Annotated in this window: 12 protein-coding genes; 8 read left to right on the top strand and 4 right to left on the bottom strand. The window is 69.2% G+C overall.

What is annotated here, in order from left to right:
• Window positions 1-41 precede the first annotated feature (41 nt).
• Complete coding sequence (gene mgrA / locus EPO52_RS00530; protein ID WP_290800530.1) at window positions 42-1,067, bottom strand: L-glyceraldehyde 3-phosphate reductase; 1,026 nt, start codon at window positions 1,065-1,067, stop codon at window positions 42-44.
• A 155-nt stretch (window positions 1,068-1,222) separates the two neighbouring features.
• On the opposite strand from mgrA, the gene EPO52_RS00525 reads away from it, so the two are divergent.
• From EPO52_RS00525 to EPO52_RS00505, 5 genes are all read left to right on the top strand, one after another.
• Window positions 1,223-3,331, top strand: coding sequence for an adenylate/guanylate cyclase domain-containing protein (locus EPO52_RS00525; RefSeq protein WP_290800529.1), 2,109 nt, complete (start codon window positions 1,223-1,225; stop codon window positions 3,329-3,331).
• The gene (locus EPO52_RS00520; RefSeq protein WP_290800527.1) at window positions 3,331-4,776 is read left to right on the top strand and encodes a mechanosensitive ion channel family protein; all 1,446 of its coding nucleotides are present in this window, start codon (window positions 3,331-3,333) and stop codon (window positions 4,774-4,776) included. Before EPO52_RS00525 ends, EPO52_RS00520 begins: the two co-directional genes overlap by 1 nt.
• Window positions 4,777-4,897: 121 nt before the next feature.
• Window positions 4,898-6,265: a cystathionine beta-synthase gene (locus tag EPO52_RS00515; RefSeq protein ID WP_290800525.1), complete on the top strand. Its 1,368-nt coding sequence runs from the start codon at window positions 4,898-4,900 to the stop codon at window positions 6,263-6,265.
• Between the two features lie 43 nt (window positions 6,266-6,308).
• Window positions 6,309-7,466 carry a cystathionine gamma-synthase gene (locus EPO52_RS00510; RefSeq protein ID WP_290800523.1) on the top strand — a complete coding sequence of 386 codons (1,158 nt, stop codon included), beginning with the start codon at window positions 6,309-6,311 and terminating at the stop codon, window positions 7,464-7,466.
• Window positions 7,467-7,477: 11 nt separating this feature from the next.
• A complete protein-coding gene (locus EPO52_RS00505; RefSeq protein WP_290800522.1) occupies window positions 7,478-8,740 on the top strand; it encodes an FAD-binding protein in 1,263 nt (420 codons plus the stop codon).
• A 17-nt stretch (window positions 8,741-8,757) separates the two neighbouring features.
• Here EPO52_RS00505 and EPO52_RS00500 read toward each other — a convergent pair whose 3' ends face one another.
• Complete coding sequence (locus EPO52_RS00500) at window positions 8,758-10,524, bottom strand: M1 family metallopeptidase (protein ID WP_290800520.1); 1,767 nt, start codon at window positions 10,522-10,524, stop codon at window positions 8,758-8,760.
• Between the two features lie 143 nt (window positions 10,525-10,667).
• Window positions 10,668-12,053: a 4-aminobutyrate--2-oxoglutarate transaminase gene (gene gabT, locus EPO52_RS00495; protein ID WP_290800519.1), complete on the bottom strand. Its 1,386-nt coding sequence runs from the start codon at window positions 12,051-12,053 to the stop codon at window positions 10,668-10,670.
• A gap of 124 nt (window positions 12,054-12,177) precedes the next feature.
• Between gabT and EPO52_RS00490 the strand changes: the two genes are divergently transcribed.
• Both EPO52_RS00490 and EPO52_RS00485 read left to right on the top strand, forming a co-directional pair.
• Complete coding sequence (locus tag EPO52_RS00490; RefSeq protein ID WP_290800517.1) at window positions 12,178-13,749, top strand: PucR family transcriptional regulator; 1,572 nt, start codon at window positions 12,178-12,180, stop codon at window positions 13,747-13,749.
• Window positions 13,750-13,856: 107 nt separating this feature from the next.
• A complete protein-coding gene (locus tag EPO52_RS00485; protein ID WP_290800515.1) occupies window positions 13,857-15,206 on the top strand; it encodes an amino acid permease in 1,350 nt (449 codons plus the stop codon).
• Here the strand turns inward: EPO52_RS00485 and EPO52_RS00480 are convergent.
• The gene (locus tag EPO52_RS00480; protein ID WP_290800513.1) at window positions 15,137-15,910 is read right to left on the bottom strand and encodes a siderophore-interacting protein; all 774 of its coding nucleotides are present in this window, start codon (window positions 15,908-15,910) and stop codon (window positions 15,137-15,139) included. The two genes, EPO52_RS00485 and EPO52_RS00480, sit on opposite strands and share 70 nt — an antisense overlap.
• 361 nt (window positions 15,911-16,271) lie before the next feature.
• Between EPO52_RS00480 and nrdH the strand changes: the two genes are divergently transcribed.
• Window positions 16,272-16,511 carry a glutaredoxin-like protein NrdH gene (nrdH, locus tag EPO52_RS00475; protein ID WP_290800511.1) on the top strand — a complete coding sequence of 80 codons (240 nt, stop codon included), beginning with the start codon at window positions 16,272-16,274 and terminating at the stop codon, window positions 16,509-16,511.
• The last annotated feature ends 7 nt before the right edge of the window (window positions 16,512-16,518 follow it).

The raw sequence follows: 16,518 nt of genomic DNA, 5'->3' as shown, positions 1-16,518 counted from the left end.
CGAGAGCCATCTCGCGCAAAAAGTGACGGATCTGGGGAGAGTCAGACGGCTGACGACGGGGCCCAGAGGTTGATGTCGCGGTCGCCCGCGTAGTCGTCGATGCGTGCCAGCTCCTCCGGCGTGAACGAGATGTTCTCGACGGCCGCCAGGTTGTCGTCGAGCTGGGCGACGGATGAGGCGCCGATCAACACGCTCGTGACCCGGTCGTCGCGCAGCGCCCAGGAGAGCGCGAGCTGGGCGAGCGTCTGCCCGCGCGATTCGGCGATCGCGTTCAGGCCGCGGACGCGCTCGAGCGTCTCATCGGTGAGCATCCGGGCCGACATGGAGCCCTCGCGAGCGGCGCGCGAGTCATCCGGAACACCGTTCAGGTAGCGGTCGGTGAGCAGGCCCTGAGCCAAGGGGGAGAAGGCGATGCAGCCGACACCGAGTTCGCCGAGGGTGTCGAGCAGGCCGTCTTCGACCCAGCGGTTGAACATCGAGTACGAGGGCTGGTGGATGAGCAGGGGTGTGCCGAGGTCGGCGAGGATCTCGGCGGCCCGCCGGGTGCGCTCGGGGGAGTAGGAGGAGATGCCCGCATAGAGCGCACGACCCGACTGCACGGCCGTGTGCAGGGCTCCCATGGTCTCCTCGAGTGGGGTGTCGGGGTCGGCGCGGTGCGAGTAGAAGATGTCGACGTAGTCGAGGCCCAACCGTTCGAGCGACTGGTCGAGCGACGCGAGCAGGTACTTGCGCGAGCCGAAGTTGCCGTAGGGGCCGGGCCACATGTCGTAGCCGGCCTTCGTGGAGATGACGAGCTCGTCGCGGTAGGGGCCGAAGTCCTCCGCGAGGATGCGCCCGAAGTTGATCTCGGCACTGCCGTAGGGTGGGCCGTAGTTGTTGGCGAGATCGAAGTGGGTGACGCCTGCGTCGAATGCGCGGTGCAGAACGGCCCGCTGCGTCTCGAGCGGCTTGTCGTCGCCGAAGTTCTGCCAGAGGCCGAGCGAGACGGCGGGCAGCTGCAGTCCGCTGCGGCCGACGCGGCGGTAGGGGAAGGAGTCGTAGCGGGTGGGGTCGGCGTCATAGCTCATGGGACAAGTCTGCTCCACACTCGGGAGTTCACCCACGCGCTCATCCGTGACCCGCTTTCGTCGTTGTTAACACTGTGATAGAAGTTACCTAGCGATCACACGGATCGAGCAGGTCGGGGTGCGGGGGCGCAGTGGCGAAGGTCTCACTTGGTTCGATGAAGGGCGCGGCGTCGAGGCGCCGTGGCCTGGGCATCCAGTCGAAGCTGCTCATCATGTTGCTCTCGGTCAGCATCGGGTCGACCCTCGTCGTCGGGTGGGTGGGCTACGTCAACGGCCGCGACAGTCTGCAGGCCGCGGCGTTCGACCAGCTCACCAACGTGCGTGAGGCGAAGACCGAGGCGGTCCAGTCGCTCTTCACCAACATCAAGAACGGGCTCCGCCTCGACTCGAGCGGCGCCACAGGCAATCAGGCGGCCATCGAGTTCTCGAGCGCGTTCGCCGAACTCAATGCGCAGCCGATCGTGCCGTCGGAGAAGGCCGCCGTCAACGCCTACTACACCGACACGTTCATTCCGGAGCTCGAAGCGCGAACGGGCCAGGAGTCCGACCCCTCGGTGTTCGAACCCACCACGAGTGCCGAGGTTCACCTGCAGGCCGCCTACACGGCCCCTCCCACCGACTTCGACGCCGCGGCCCTGGTCGACGACGCGGGCGACGGCTCCGCCTGGTCGGCGGCGAACGCCAAGTACAACCCCTACTTCCGCGAGCTGGCGCAGAGCTACCAGTACGAGGACGCCCTCATCCTCGACACCGAGGGCAACGTCGTCTACTCGGTCTACAAGGGCGTCGACCTCGGCACGAACGTGCTGACCGGCCCGTACAAGGGCTCGAACCTGGCCACCGCCTACGACGACGCGCTGAATTCGAACGTGATCGGCTTCACCGAGATCACCGACTTCGAGCGCTACCAGCCCTCGCTCGGTGTTCCCGTCGCGTGGGCGGTCTCGCCCATCGGAGCGGATGGCGTGGTGAACGGCGTGCTCGCCGTCCAACTCCCCATCGACGCCATCAACTCCGTCATGACGGGCGACCAGAGCTGGGCGAGCCAGGGCCTCGGCGAGACCGGCGAGTCCTACCTCGTGGGCCCCGACCTCACCATGCGCTCGGTCTCGCGGCTGTTGCTCGACGACCCCGAGCAGTTCAGAGAGCTGACTGTCCGCGGTGGCTCCTCGCCCGATCTCGCTCAGCGAATGGTCGACGTCGGCGGCACCGTCGAACTGCAACGGGTGGATACGACTCCGGTGAAGCTCGCGCTCACCGGCGAGTCAGGCACCGTCATCGCACAGAGTTACCTGGGGCGGGAGGTGCTCGCGGCCTATGCCCCGCTGAACGTGGACGGCCTGCAGTGGGCGATCGTCTCGAGCATCACCACGGCCGAGGCCTTCGCGCCGGTCGACGACTTCACCCGCAACATCATCCTGGCCATCCTGGCGATCATCCTCGTGGTCTCCCTGCTCTCCCTGCTCCTCGCCCAGGTGTTCGCGAGACCGGTGCGCACTCTCGTGGGCGCGGTGCGGCAGGTCGCCGGCGGTGACCTCGGGGTCGAGGTCACCTCGAAGACCCGCGATGAGTTCGGCGACCTCTCCAACGCCTTCAACGACATGAGCCGAAGTCTGCAGGTCAAGCAGCAGCTCATCGACGAGCAGAAGGCCGAGACGGATCGACTGCTGCTCAGTGTGATGCCCGAGAAGGTGGCCCGCCGTTACCAGGAGGGCGAGGAGACGATCGCGGAGAACCATCAGGACGTGACCGTGGTGTACGCCGACCTGGCCGGCTTCGATGAATTCGGCGCCGCGCTCGGCACCGAGCGTGAGCTCACCCTGCTCAACGACCTGATGCGCCAGTTCGACGACGCCGCCGTGAGGGCGGGCGTGGAGAAGGTGCGTACGCTGCGCTCGGGATACCTCGCCAGCTGCGGTCTCATCGTGCCGCGCGTCGACAGCGCCCGCCGCACCGTCGACTTCGCCGTGGAGCTGAGCCGCATCGTCGAACGCTTCAATGCCCAGCATGATGCGAACGTCTCGCTCCGCGCCGGCATCGACAGCGGAACCGTCACCAGCGGGCTCGTGGGCAAGGCCAGCATCGCCTACGACATGTGGGGCGACGCGGTGAACGTGGCGAACCGGGTGCAGGCGCTCGCCGGCAAGCCGGGCATCTTCCTCACCCAGCGGGTGCGCGACAAGCTGCCCGACACGACCGGACTGAGTGAGGTCTCGACCGTCGAGATCCGGGGCACCAGCCAGACGGTGTGGCAGGTGACCTGATGACCGCGATCTGGACGGAGCCGTGGTTCCCGTGGGCCGTCGGTCTCGCGATCGGCCTCCCGGTGCTCTTGGTCGTGCTCACCGAGATCCTCGGGGCGCTCACCCGTCGCGGCAATCCGGCGGCGAAACCGGTGCGTCTGCTGCGCAACCTCGTGGTGCCCGTCGCCGCGCTGTTCGTGCTGCTCACCCTGGCGTCCGATCAGAGCTTCGATCTCAACTGGGTGCGCGTCGTCGGCACCGTGCTCGGGTTCCTCCTCATCCTGCTCGTGCTCTCGGCCTTCAACGTGGCGATGTTCAGCAACGCCTCGGAGGGTAGCTGGCAGAAGCGGCTGCCCTCGATCTTCGTCGACCTGGCGCGCCTCGTGCTCATCCTCGTGGGTCTCGCCCTGCTGTTCTCCTGGGTCTGGGGAGCGGATGTCGGCGGGCTCGTCACGGCTCTCGGTGTCACCTCGATCGTCATCGGCCTCGCTCTGCAGAACGCCGTGGGCTCGGTCATCTCAGGGCTGCTGCTCCTGTTCGAGCAGCCCTTCAAACTCGGCGACTTCCTCAACACCCCGAGTGGCCGGGGCCGGGTGGTGGAGGTCAACTGGCGCGCCGTGCACATCGACACCGGCAACGGCATCCAGATCGTTCCGAACTCCTCGCTCGCCGGTGCGTCGTTCACGAACCTGAGCCAGCCCGAGGGCGCCTACGTCGCATCCGCCACCGTGAAGTTCAGCACGGATGACGCACCGCACCAGGTCTCCGCCATGCTGCTGCAGGTCGCGTCCAGTCTGCCGATGCTCGACAAGCACGAGAAGCCGGCGGTCTCCTACACGGGCAGCGCGGGCTATGTGGTGAACCTGCCGGTGACGAGCCCCGCTCGGGAGGATGAGGCGCTCACCACCTTCCTCAGCTGGCTCTGGTATGCCGCCCGGCGCAACGACCTGGCACTCGACGGCGATTCGACAGACCCCGTGAACACGCCGGAGAACGTGCGCAGCGCGCTCGCGATGGTGGGCCCCGCCTTCAGCCTCGGCCCGGACTACCTCGACACCATCGCGCCCGGGTGCCGCCTCGAGCAGTGGGGCGCCGGTGAGATCGTGCAGTCGATCGGCCAGGTGCCCGACAGCCTGCGCATCGTGATCACGGGCTCGCTGGTGCTCACCACGCCGTTCGAGAACGGTCAGCTGCAGTTCGCCGAGGTCGAGCCGGGTGAGTCGGTGGGTCTCACCGCGCTCACCCGGCAGCCCACCACCTACTTCGCCGTGGCGTCGGGCCCGATCGTGGTGTTGAAGGTGCCCCGAGACGCGGTGGATGCGGCCGTGCGCACGAATCCCGCGCTTGCACGACGCATCGGTGAGCAACTCGACAATCGCCACACGATCGCCGAGGAGGCCGTCGCCACGGCGCGTCAGTCGTCCGGGATCATCGCCATCGACGACGCCCGCACCGCGTTGGGATAAGCCACCCTGGGTCGGGTCGCCCGGGGTTAGGATGGTTCCGTGGGCGTGAATCTCTTCTGTTGTTGTCGCTGAGCGGCAACCCTCTCTCTGCAGACCCCGATTCCCAATCAAGGACACCCACATGAAGTACGCGAACAGCGTCATCGATCTCGTCGGCAACACCCCGCTCGTGAAGCTCAACAGCGTCACGGAGGGCATCGCCGCCACCGTGCTCGTCAAGGTCGAGTACCTGAACCCCGGCGGCTCGTCGAAAGACCGGATCGCCACCCGCATCATCGATGCAGCGGAGCGCGAAGGCCTGCTGAAGCCCGGCGGCACCATCGTGGAGCCCACCTCGGGCAACACCGGCATCGGCCTCGCCCTCGTGGCGCAGCAGCGCGGCTACCGTTGCGTCTTCGTGCTGCCCGACAAGGTCGGCGACGACAAGCGCAACGTGCTCACCGCCTACGGCGCCGAGATCGTGGTGACGCCCACCGCCGTGGCTCCTGAAGACCCGAGCTCGTACTACTCGGTCTCCGACCGGCTGGTGACCGAGATCCCGGGTGCCTTCAAGCCGAACCAGTACTCCAACCAGAACGGGCCGCTCAGCCACTACGAGACCACCGGCCCCGAGATCTGGCGCGACACCGAGGGCGAAGTCACTCACTTCGTGGCGGGCGTCGGCACCGGCGGCACCATCAGCGGCACCGGCCGGTACCTCAAAGAGGTGTCGGATGGCCGGGTCACGATCATCGGAGCCGACCCCGAGGGCTCGGTATACTCGGGTGGAACCGGTCGCCCCTATCTCGTCGAGGGTGTGGGGGAGGACTTCTGGCCCACCGCGTACGACGGCACCGTGGTCGACGAGATCATCGCCGCGTCCGACGCGGAGTCGTTCGACATGACCCGGCGACTCGCCCGCGAGGAGGGCCTCCTCGTCGGCGGCTCCAGCGGTCTCGCCGTGGTGGCTGCGCTGAAGGCGGCGCGCGACCTGCCCGCCTCCGCGGTCGTCGTGGTGCTGCTTCCCGATGGTGGTCGCGGCTATCTCGGCAAGATCTTCAACGAGAAGTGGATGCGCTCCTACGGTTTCGCGGCGGAGAACGAGGGTTCCACGGTGCGTGACCTGCTGGGGCTCAAGAGCGAGGGTCTTCCTGCTCTGGTTCACGCGCATCCGAGCGACACCGTGCACGACGCCATCCAGATCATGACCACCTACGGCGTCTCGCAGCTGCCCGTGCTCTCGGCGGAGCCTCCCGTCGTGATGGGCGAGGTGGTCGGCTCGCTCGACGAGCAGACCCTGCTCGACCAGGTGTTCGGCGGCAAGGCCGCCATGACCGACAAGGTGGCCGACTTCGTGGGCGCGGCCCTGCCCTTGATCGGCGTGAACGAGCCGGTGTCATCCGCTCGCCAGGCGCTCACCCAGTCGCCCGCGCTGCTGGTCTCCGACGACGGCAAGCCCGTCACCGTCATCACCCGCCAAGACCTGCTCACCTTCCTCAGCGAAGCGTGACCACCCCTCTTCCTTCGTCTGTACCCCCCTGAAAGCGACCACCATGGCCAAGAACACTGACAGCTTCGAGACCCGCGCCATCCACGCCGGGCAGGAATTCGACCCCACGACCGGCGCGATCATCCCGCCCGTGTACCTCACCTCCACCTTCGTGCAAGACGGCATCGGCGGCTTCCGCGGCGGCTACGAGTACGCCCGCGGCGGCAACCCCACCCGCACCTCGCTCGAGACGCTGATCGCTTCGCTCGAGGGTGCGAAGCACGGCCTCTCGTTCGCCTCAGGCCTCGCGGCGGAGGACGCCCTGCTGCGCGCCGTGCTCGAACCGGGCGACCGCATCGTGCTCGGCAACGACGTGTACGGGGGCACCCACCGCCTGATCGAGCGCATCCACGGCAAGTGGGGGGTGGAGAACGTCGTGGTCGAGATGAGCGACCTGGCGGCCGTCTCGAAGGCCGTCGCCGGCGGCAAGACCAAGCTGCTCTGGCTCGAGACCCCCTCGAACCCCCTGATGAAGATCTCGGATGTGGCCGAGCTCGCCGAGATCGGGCACGCCGCCGGAGCCCTCGTGGTGGTGGACAACACCTTCGCCTCGCCCTACCTGCAGCAGCCCCTCTCCCTGGGTGCCGACATCGTGGTGCACTCCACCACGAAGTACCTCGGCGGCCACTCCGACGTCCTCGGCGGCGCGGTGGTGCTCAACGACGACGCGCTCGAAGAGAAGGTGCGCTTCCTGCAGTTCGCCTCGGGCGGCGTCTCCGGACCGATGGATGCCTGGCTCACCACCCGCGGCATCAAGACGCTCGCGGTGCGCATGGACCGCCACTCGTCGAACGCTCAGGCCATCGCCGAGCACCTCGTCGGCCACTCCGCACTCGACGCGGTGTACTACCCGGGCCTGCCCACGCATCCGGGGCACGAACTGGCGAAGCGCCAGATGCGCTCGTTCGGCGGCATGATCTCGCTCGCCCTCAAGGGCGGCCCGAAGGCGGCGCGCAAGTTCGCTGAGTCCACGCGGCTCTTCCAGCTCGCCGAGTCGCTCGGTGGTGTGGAGTCGCTCATCGGCTACCCCTCGGAGATGACGCACGCCTCGGTGAAGGGCACGCCGCTCGAGGTGCCCGAGAACGTCATCCGGCTCTCCGTCGGCATCGAGCAGGTCGACGACCTGCTCGCCGACCTCGACGCCGCGCTGCCCCGCAAGTAGTCGGTGCGGACGTGAGAGTCGCTCCCGGATCGAACTGGGCGGGTACGCACGACTACGCGGCCCGTGGCGTCGTGACTCCCCGCACTGCGGAGGAGGTCGCGGATGCCGTGCGCTCGGGCACCCGGGTCAAGGCGCTCGGGTCGCGGCACTCGTTCAACGACATCGCCGACAGCTCGGGCGAGCTCATCTCGCTCGAACGGCTCACGGGGCATCCGGTCGTCGATCCCACGCGTCGGCGTGTGACCGTGCCCGCGGGCGTGCGCTTCGCCGAGCTCGCGGTGCAGCTCGAGGCGGAGGGCCTCGCTCTGCACAACCTCGGTTCGCTGCCGCACATCTCCGTGGCCGGCGCGATCGCCACCGGTACCCACGGATCCGGGCGGCGGAACGGCAACCTGTCGTCGGCGGTGGCCGGCCTGCAACTCGTGACGGGCTCAGGTGATCTCGTCACGGTCGAGCGCGGCGACGCTGACTTCGACGGCTTCGTCGTGTCGCTCGGAGCCCTCGGCATCGTCACTGCGGTGATCCTCGACGTGCAGCCCAGCTACCAGGTGCGGCAGGACATCTACCTCGATCTGCCCTGGGATGCGGTGCTCGACGAGTTCGACGCCATCATGTCGAGCGCCTACAGCGTGAGCCTCTTCACGGACTGGACGGGTGAGACCCTCAAGCAGGCGTGGGTGAAGTCGCGGATGGATGCCGCACCCGAGCTGCCCGAATCGTTCTTCGGTGCGCGGCCTGCGGGAGACGCCGTGATGTCGCCCGCCGGCGACGACCTCGACAACACCACGGCGCAGGGCGGCGTTCCCGGACCGTGGTTCGAACGGTTGCCGCACTTCCGTGCCGATGTCACCCCGAGCGCCGGCGACGAGATCCAGACCGAGTACTTCGTCGACGTGGCCGACGCCGTCGAGGCGATCAAGGCTGTGCGCGCCCTGGACGACCGGATCGCACCGGCCTTGCTCGTGACCGAGCTCCGCACCGTCGCCTCCGATCGGCTGTGGCTCAGCCCGGCCTTCGCTCGCGACAGCCTGGCCATCCACTTCACCTGGTTCAATCGGCCGGGCGACGTGCGCGCTCTCCTCCCGCTGATCGAGGAGGCGCTCGCGCCGTTCGCCCCGCGTCCGCACTGGGGCAAGTGGTTCTCGCTGGACGCTGAGCAGATCGCGCCGCAGTACGACCGCCTCGAGGAGTTCCGGGCACTCGCCGAGCGACTCGACCCGGCCCATCGCTTCCGCAACGCCTATCTCGAACGGGTGCTCGGGCTGCCTGACTGAACCGAGCGCCTCTCGGGCTAGAGCGTGGCGGGTTTCACGTCCGAGTGCACCCACGTGTCGAAGAAGGCGGTGAGATCGGTGCCGGCGACGGATGAGGCGTAGGCCTCGAACTGCGCCGTCGATCCGTTGCCGCCCGCGTTGTCGGTGGCCCAGCCCTTGATGATCGCGAAGAAAGCGGGGTCGCCGACCTCGTTGCGGAGCGCCTGCAGGGTGAGCGCGCCCTTGCCGTATGTCGCACCGTCGAAGATGCCCGCCGCGCCCGGGTCGGCGATCACGGTCGACCAGAATGCGGACGGATCGTCGTAGTCGCTCGGGTCGTCGTACACCGCCTGCGCCGTCATCGCGGTGGTGTCCCCACCCTCGTGCTCCTCCCACAGCCACTCGGCGTAGGTGGCGAAACCCTCGTTCAGCCAGATGTCCGACCAGCGGTCGATCGCCACACTGTCGCCGTACCACTGGTGTGCCAGTTCGTGCACCACGACGGAGGCATCGGCGTCGGCCGGGAAGGCCCAGCGCGGATAGATCGGCCTGGTCTGGTTCTCCAGCGCGTACCGCAGATAGCCGGACGGCCCGGGGTGCACGTCGGCGATCGCGATTCCTCCGGCCTCGGAGAACGGGTAGGCGCCGAAGTAGCCGGAGAGGAAGTCGATCACCTCGGGCTCGTCGTTGAAGATCGAGGTCGCCACGTCGCCCACGGTGGTTCCGCCGCCTGATGCCGTCACCGAGAAGAGACTCGGTGCGATGGCGTTGTAGTAGGAGATGCCGGCCTGTTCGTTCTCCGTGATCTGGTAGTCGCCCACCGTGGCCGTGGCCAGGTAGGTGGCCATCGGCTGGTCCATCTCCCAGTCCCAGGTGGTCGTTGCTCCGTCGGTGGTCTGGCCGGCCAGACGGCCGTTGCCCACGACCTGGAGACCTGCCGGAACGGTCATCCGGGTGCTGAATGTGGCCTTGTCGGACGGGTGGTCGTTCGAGGGGAACCAGGCGGCGGCCACGCGCGGCTGGCCGACGATCACGGCTCCGTCGGTGGTGTGGAACACGCCCGCGGCGCCGAATGCGTCGTCGATCTCGAACGGGACGCCGCTGTAGGTCACCGCGGTCGTGATGGTGGAGCCCGTGGTGATTCCTGCCACGGGGATGACGGTGAGCTCGGTGCGAGGGGGAGTCGCGTCGGCGTCGGTGCTGCCCGGTGCCTGCGGCTGGCCGGTGTCGGCACTGATCTGGGTGCTGGCGAGGCTCCAGTCGGCGGCCGTGCCGTCGACCGTGATGCCTGAGATCACGATCGAGTCGGTGCCGTCGACGTCCCGGGTGTCGAAGTCGAGGTTGAACGTGGAGAGGTTCTGGGTGGCCAGGGCGGTGATGGTGACGGTGCCCGAGAGCACGTCGGTGGTGGGGTCGTAGGCCAGGTCGAGGTCGTAGTGCTGCACGTCGTAGCCGCCGTTGCCGTCGAGCGGGAAGTAGTCGTCGCCGATGCCCGCGGCCCCGGGCTGGAAGTCGACGGGAGTGGTGGTGGGGGGCGCCGTGGGGGTGACCACGGGCGCGGGGCTGGAGGTGGCGCATCCGGTACCGGTGCCGGAGCCCTCTGCCGCGAAGCTGGGGGCGGCCGAGCCCGCTCCGGAGGCCAGCAGGGCCACCACGAGCAGGGGCGCGGCCGCGAACAGTGCGGTGCGACGCCGGCCGCGGCGGGCCAGCAACCAGGCCGTGCCCGCGCCCACGGCGATCAATCCTGCGGCGAGGGCCAACGGCCAAGAATCGTATCCGGTCGCGGCCAGCACGCAGTTCGTCACAGAAACCCCATATCCACTCGGTTCCTGGAAGCTACCCGAGAGAGGCACGAATTGTCCAGCTGACTCCGCGCGAGACGGCGATTTTGGGCCTGAGCGGGCGCTTATGCGACGAAAATCGCCGTCTCGCGAGGAGGAGGGGTGGGTTAGGCGGCGGCGAGGGCGTCGCGGAGCACGTCGAGGCCGTCGGCGATGAGGGCGTCGCCGATCGTGAGTGGCGGGAGGAAGCGGATGACGTTGCCGTACGTCCCGCAGGTGAGCAGCACGAGGCCCTGCGCGTGGGCCGCCGCCGCGACCCGGGCCGCGAGGGCCGCATCCGGAGCCTTCGTCGCGGGGTCGACGAGCTCGATCGCCAGCATCGCGCCGCGGCCGCGCACGTCGCCGATGCGCGGGTCGGTGGAGCGCAGCTCTTCGAGGCGGGCGCGGAACAGGGCCTCGATCTCGCGGGCCCGGCCCAGGAGATCGTCGTCGAGGTAGCTCCGGATGGTGGCGAGCGCCGCCGCGCAGGCGATCGGGTTGCCCGTGTACGTGCCGCCGAGGCCGCCGCCGTGAGCCGAGTTCATGATGTCGGCGCGGCCGGTGACGGCCGAGAGCGGGAGCCCGCCCGCGATTCCCTTCGCCGTGACGATCAGGTCGGGCTCGATGCCCTCGTGCTCGCTCGCGAACATCGCCCCGGTGCGGGCGAAGCCGGTCTGCACCTCGTCGGCGATGAACACGACGTCGTTCGCTCGGGCCCAGGCCTGGAGTGCCGGGAGGAATCCGGCGGCGGGAACGATGAAGCCGCCCTCGCCCTGGATGGGCTCGATGATGAGCGCGGCGAGATTCGCGGCGCCGATCTGCTTATCGATCTGGTCGATGGCGCGGGCTGCCGCATCCGCTCCGCTGACGCCGCCGTCGCGGAAGGGGTAGGACATCGGCGCCCGGTACACCTCGGGGGCGAAGGGGCCGAAGCCCGACTTGTAGGGCATCGACTTGGCGGTGAGCGCCATCGTGAGGTTGGTGCGGCCGTGGTAGGCGTGGTCGAAGGCCACGACGGCCTGCTTTCCGGTGAAGTGCCGAGCGATCTTGATGGCGTTCTCGACGGCCTCGGCACCCGAGTTGAAGAGGGCGGTGCGCTTGTCGAAGTCGCCCGGAGTCAGGTTGTTGAGCGCCTCGGCGACCTCGATGTAGCCCTCGTAGCCGGTGATGGTGAAGCAGGTGTGGGTGAAGGCGTTCACCTGGCGGGTGACGGCCTCCACCACGGCGGGCGCGGAGTTGCCGACGCCCGTGACCGCGATGCCCGACCCGAAGTCGATGAGGGTGTTGCCGTCGATGTCGCGCAGCACTCCGCCGCCGGCAGCCTCCACGTAGATGGGCAGCATCACGCCCACGCCGTCGGGCACGGCGGCGAGTTTGCGGGCGTGCAGGGCGCGCGAGCGCGGGCCGGGGAGCTCGGTGACGAGATCGCGCTGCTGGCGGAGCGCCGGCCCACCGGTCGTGGCGGCGGTCGTGGCTGTCGTCGTGGCCGTGTCGGTGGTGAGAGGCGAGGTCATGGGCGGGCTCCTGTCGTGGTCGCTGCCACCACGGTAGAACCAGAGCTGGCCCGAGCGCACTGCCGGATCGGAGATAGCATCGACATGCACTGCCAGTTCGGCAGACCCGTCGAGAGGAATCCGGATGCCCGCGACCGTCTCCGATCTGCTCGCCAGCCCCCGCCTTGGCCTGGAGCTGCTGACGCCGCCCGCGACGCCCGTCCGGCCCGCGACCCCGGGCCTCACGGCACCCCTGCTCTGGTCGCACTCCTCCGACCTCGACGACCCCAGCCCCTTCCTCGAGCCGGGTCAGCTGCTCCTGACGACGGGGCGGCAGTTCTCCCCCTCCTACGACTACGGTTCGTACGTCGCCCGGCTGGGTGCCGCCGGGGTCGTGGCGCTCGGCTTCGGCACCGAGGTGGTGCGCACCACGCCGCCGGCCCTCGTCGAGGCCTGTGAACGACTCGGCCTCCCTCTCGTCGAAGTGCCGTACGCCACCCCCTTCATCGCGGTGAGCCGTTTCATCGCCGACCGCCTCGCGGCCGAGGCCCGTGAGCAGCTCGAGTGGACCCTCGACGCCCAGGATGCGCTCTCCCGCGCCGCCTCCTCGAGCGGCGGGCTGGCCGCGGTGGTCGACCGCGCATCCGTGGTGCTCGGCAGTGGCGTCGGGGTGTTCGACGCCGATGGCGGCGTGGTGGAGCAGAGCGGCGGCCTCGGCACGACTCCGTCGGCCCGCGAGTTCGCGCGGCAGCGGGTGGCCGAACTGCTCGCTCGGGGCCAGCGCGCCCACGACGGGGGCGCGCGCGGCGGCACGAACTGGTCGGTTCGCACGCTCGGCCGGGCGGGGCGACTGCTCGGTGCCGTGTTCGTGGAGCGCGAGCAGCCGTTCTCGGCCGCCGACGAGTCGGTGCTCTCGATGCTCTCCGCCTTGGCCGGCCTCTCGTTCGAGCACGCGGAGGATCAGCGGATCGGTCTCCGTTCGATCCTCGAGCAGTTCCTGAGGCTGCTGCGCGACGGCCGGGTGGCCTCGGTGCGTCGTGGGCTGGCATCGTTGCCGATGGGGTTGCCGCGTGAGCCGGTGACCGTGATCGCGGTGAATCTCGCGGAGGTGCGCTCGGGCATTCGGGACTCTCTCGAGCGCCTCGCCGCCCGGTCCCCGCGGCGCTTGTTCGTGGCCGGCGACGGCGGTCAGCTGCTGGTGCTCTGCGACAGCAGCTCTCTCGAGGGGGTGGTGCGGCTGCTCTCCTCGTCTCAGTTGAGGGCCGGGCGTTCGGACCCCGGGGCCTGGAATCAGATCGAATCCGCCATCACCCAATCGCTCCGCGCCCTCGACAGTGCACCGGCGGGCCGGCTGCTCTCGTTCGAGCAGCTCGTGGCCGAGAACGTGTTCGGGCTGCTCGCGTCGTCGCAGGTGGCCGACATCGCGCGGTCCCGGTTGCGCACCCAGCTCGACTCCGAGGCCGGCCGGCGCCGGCTGCGCGAGGCGGCGGTGTGGTTGCGGCACAACGGTTCCTGGGAGCCGGCCGCCCGTGAACTCGGGATGCATCGGCACAGCCTCAAGGCCCGGGTGGCCGAGCTCTCGGCGCAGCTGGCTCTGCCGCTCGACACCTTTCAGGGGCGCGCCGAGCTCTGGGTGCTGCTCGCGGCCGCCGACCTCGTGCCGAGCGCGCAGCACGGGAGCGCGAGGTCGTCGGCCGCAGATCCCGGGCCGAGCTAGGCCACTCGGCAGTCGTCCTTGCGGGCGCACGATGGCGTGGCGCTTTCACGATGAATACTGGCATTTCTGCCATTCCTCTTCGCCTGCGCGACCGGCAGCATGGAGCCATGACCACGTCACCTTCCGGCCCCTCGGTGGGCCTCGCGCAGGGCTCGGCCCTGTACATCGCCGCAGTGCTCGGAACCGGCATCCTCGTGCTGCCGGCGCTCGCGGCCCAGGCGGCGGGGCCGGGCTCGATCCTCGCCGTGGTGGCGCTCATCGTGCTCTCGGTGCCACTGGCGGGCACCTTCGCCGCACTCGCGTCGCGACATCCGGATGCCGGCGGGGTGGCGAGTTTCGTGCGTCTCGCGCTCGGTGCGACGGCGGCGCGGATGGCCGGCTACTGGTTCTTCTTCGGTGTGAGCGTCGGCACCCCCGTGGTGGCCCTGCTCGGCGCGAGCTACCTGGTTGCCGTGCTGGGGGCGCCGGAGTGGACGGCATTCGTCGTGGCACCCGTGCTGCTGGTGCCGCCCTTCCTCTCGAATCTCGGCGGGCTGCGGTTCTCCGGGCGCGTGCAGCTCGTGCTCTCGGGGCTGCTGGTCGCCGTGGTCGTGGGGGTGGTGGCGCTCGCCGCACCCGCGGCCGACCCGGCGAACCTCAGCCCCCTGCTGCCGCACGGCTGGGCCGGGGTCGGTGTGGCCGTGAGCCTCTTCGTGTGGGCCTTCGCCGGCTGGGAGGCGGTGACGCACATCGCGGGGGAGTTCCGGCGGCCGCGCCGCACCATCCCCCTGGCCACGGCGATCGCGATCGTGGTCGTGGGCGCGTGCTATCTGGGACTGCAGATCGTGACGGTCGGCGTGCTGGGTGATGCAGCCGGCGCGTCACCCGTTCCCCTGCTCGACCTCGCCTCGGCGTCGGCCGTTGCGCCGCAGGGTGCCCGGATCGCGGTGGCCGCGATCGCAGGGATCGTGGCTCTCGGTGTGCTCAATGCCTACGTGGCGGCGTTCGCCAAGCTCGGCGCGGCGCTCGGCCGGGACCGCGACCTGCCGCACTGGTTCGGGCGGGGCGCGGAGCCGGGCGGCGTCCCGCGCCGGGCGGTGCTGCTCGTGGCGGCGCTCGCCACCGGCTCCTTCGCGGCCATCGTGGTGACGGGCGGGTCGCTGACGCCGTTCATCCTCATCCACACCTCGAGCATGGTGTGCGTGTACGCGCTCGGTGTGGTGGCGGCACTGCGGCTGCTGCCGCGCTTCGGGGTGGGCTGGTGGCTCGCTGCGGTATCGGTGCTGCTCGTGGCCGGGCTCGTGGCGCTGGCCGGGGCGAACCTCCTGGCACCCGTGCTACTGGCTCTTGCCGCGCTCGCGGTGGCCGCGGTCAAGCGGCACACCCGGGTGTCGCCTGCCGCTGCGGGTCAGGAACCCGCTTCGGCCTTGGCGAGCTCCGACTTCCACACCCGGAACCCGTCTTCGCTGCGGCCCTGACGCCAGTAGCCCGAGATCGAGAGCTGGTCGCGGCCGAGACCGCGCTCGCCGCGCAGATAGGGGCGGATGCCGTGCATCACCTCTTCGGCCTCGCCGTGCACGAAGGCATGCACCCGGCCGCTCCGCCACTCGACCGCGCGCACCGCCTCGGTGAGCAGCCCGTCGGCCGAACCGCCGTCGCGGTGCACGAAGGTCACCCGGCCGCCGCCGCTCGCCGGCAGGGGCAGTGCGGGCTCGTGCGCCGCGGAGTCGACCAGCACCACCACCTCGACCGCCGCATCCGCGGGGAGCACCTCGAGAGCGGCCGTCACCGCGGGGATGGCGGAGTCGTCGGCCACGAGCAGGTGCCAGTCGGCGTCCGGGTCGGGGCGGTAGGCGCCGCCCGGGCCGTTGACGAGGAGGATGTCGCCCTCCTGGGCCGTGCGGGCCCACGGGCCGGCCACGCCCTCGTCGCCGTGCACGACGAAGTCGATGTCGAGAGTGCCGGCCCCGAGGTCGGGATGCAGGGCCGTGTAGGTGCGCACGACCGGCAGGTCATCCGGAGCCATCGTGGAGCGGAGCGCCCGCACGTCGATCTGCTCGGGATAGTCGACCCCGGGTTTCGGGAAGACGAGCTTCACGTAGCGGTCGGTGTGGACGCTCCCGGCGAAGGCGGAGAGGTCGTTCGTCTGGGGTGCACGCGGCGGAGTGTGGGGGTGGGCCACGACGTGCCGATGACGGTGAATCGGGTGGTCGGCATGGCCTCAGGATAACCTCCGACACGCCGGGTGTCGGAGGTCGCTCCTAAACTTCTCGGGAGCGGGAAATCTCTCCACAGGTTCTCCGGAATCCGCGAATTCCTGCTGTATTCATTGTGGATGAACAGTGCGGAAAGGTGTGCACAGCCGGTGGAGAACCTGTGGATAATTACACGGGTGTAACACTTCATCTAGGGGTGCTCGATATCGATGACAACTAGATGTAGTATTGAAGTCCTGGCGCTGAGTGCCCACGAAATCGGTGGACAAGGGCCTCGCAACCTCTAGTTCCTCCTCTTTCTACTCACTCGAGAAAGGTGCATTCCTTATGGCAATCACGGTCTACACGAAGCCCTCCTGTGTCCAGTGCACGGCAACCTACCGCGCCCTCGAGAACAAGGGTCTCGAGTTCGAGATCTTCGACCTCTCGGTCGACGACAAGGCCCTCGAGACAGTCAAGGAGCTGGGCTACCTCCAGGCTCCGGTGGTCATGACCTCCGAAGGCGACCACTGGTCGGGCTTCCGTCCTGACAAGATCGCCGAGCTGGCCGCGCGCGCCGCGAGCTAATCGGGTC

The sequence above is a fragment of the Herbiconiux sp. genome, from assembly GCF_004297105.1.
Taxonomy (GTDB): Bacteria; Actinomycetota; Actinomycetes; order Actinomycetales; family Microbacteriaceae; genus Herbiconiux.
This window is presented reverse-complemented; position numbering and strand designations above follow the sequence as displayed.

Coding starts and splice junctions, on each gene's coding strand:
- EPO52_RS00510 (WP_290800523.1), top strand. CDS start 6,309: ATGGCCAAGAACACTGACAGCTTCGAGACCCGCGCCATCCACGCCGGG.
- gabT (WP_290800519.1), bottom strand. CDS start 12,053: ATGACCTCGCCTCTCACCACCGACACGGCCACGACGACAGCCACGACC.
- EPO52_RS00525 (WP_290800529.1), top strand. CDS start 1,223: ATGAAGGGCGCGGCGTCGAGGCGCCGTGGCCTGGGCATCCAGTCGAAG.
- EPO52_RS00485 (WP_290800515.1), top strand. CDS start 13,857: ATGACCACGTCACCTTCCGGCCCCTCGGTGGGCCTCGCGCAGGGCTCG.
- mgrA (WP_290800530.1), bottom strand. CDS start 1,067: ATGAGCTATGACGCCGACCCCACCCGCTACGACTCCTTCCCCTACCGC.
- EPO52_RS00520 (WP_290800527.1), top strand. CDS start 3,331: ATGACCGCGATCTGGACGGAGCCGTGGTTCCCGTGGGCCGTCGGTCTC.
- EPO52_RS00490 (WP_290800517.1), top strand. CDS start 12,178: ATGCCCGCGACCGTCTCCGATCTGCTCGCCAGCCCCCGCCTTGGCCTG.
- nrdH (WP_290800511.1), top strand. CDS start 16,272: ATGGCAATCACGGTCTACACGAAGCCCTCCTGTGTCCAGTGCACGGCA.
- EPO52_RS00515 (WP_290800525.1), top strand. CDS start 4,898: ATGAAGTACGCGAACAGCGTCATCGATCTCGTCGGCAACACCCCGCTC.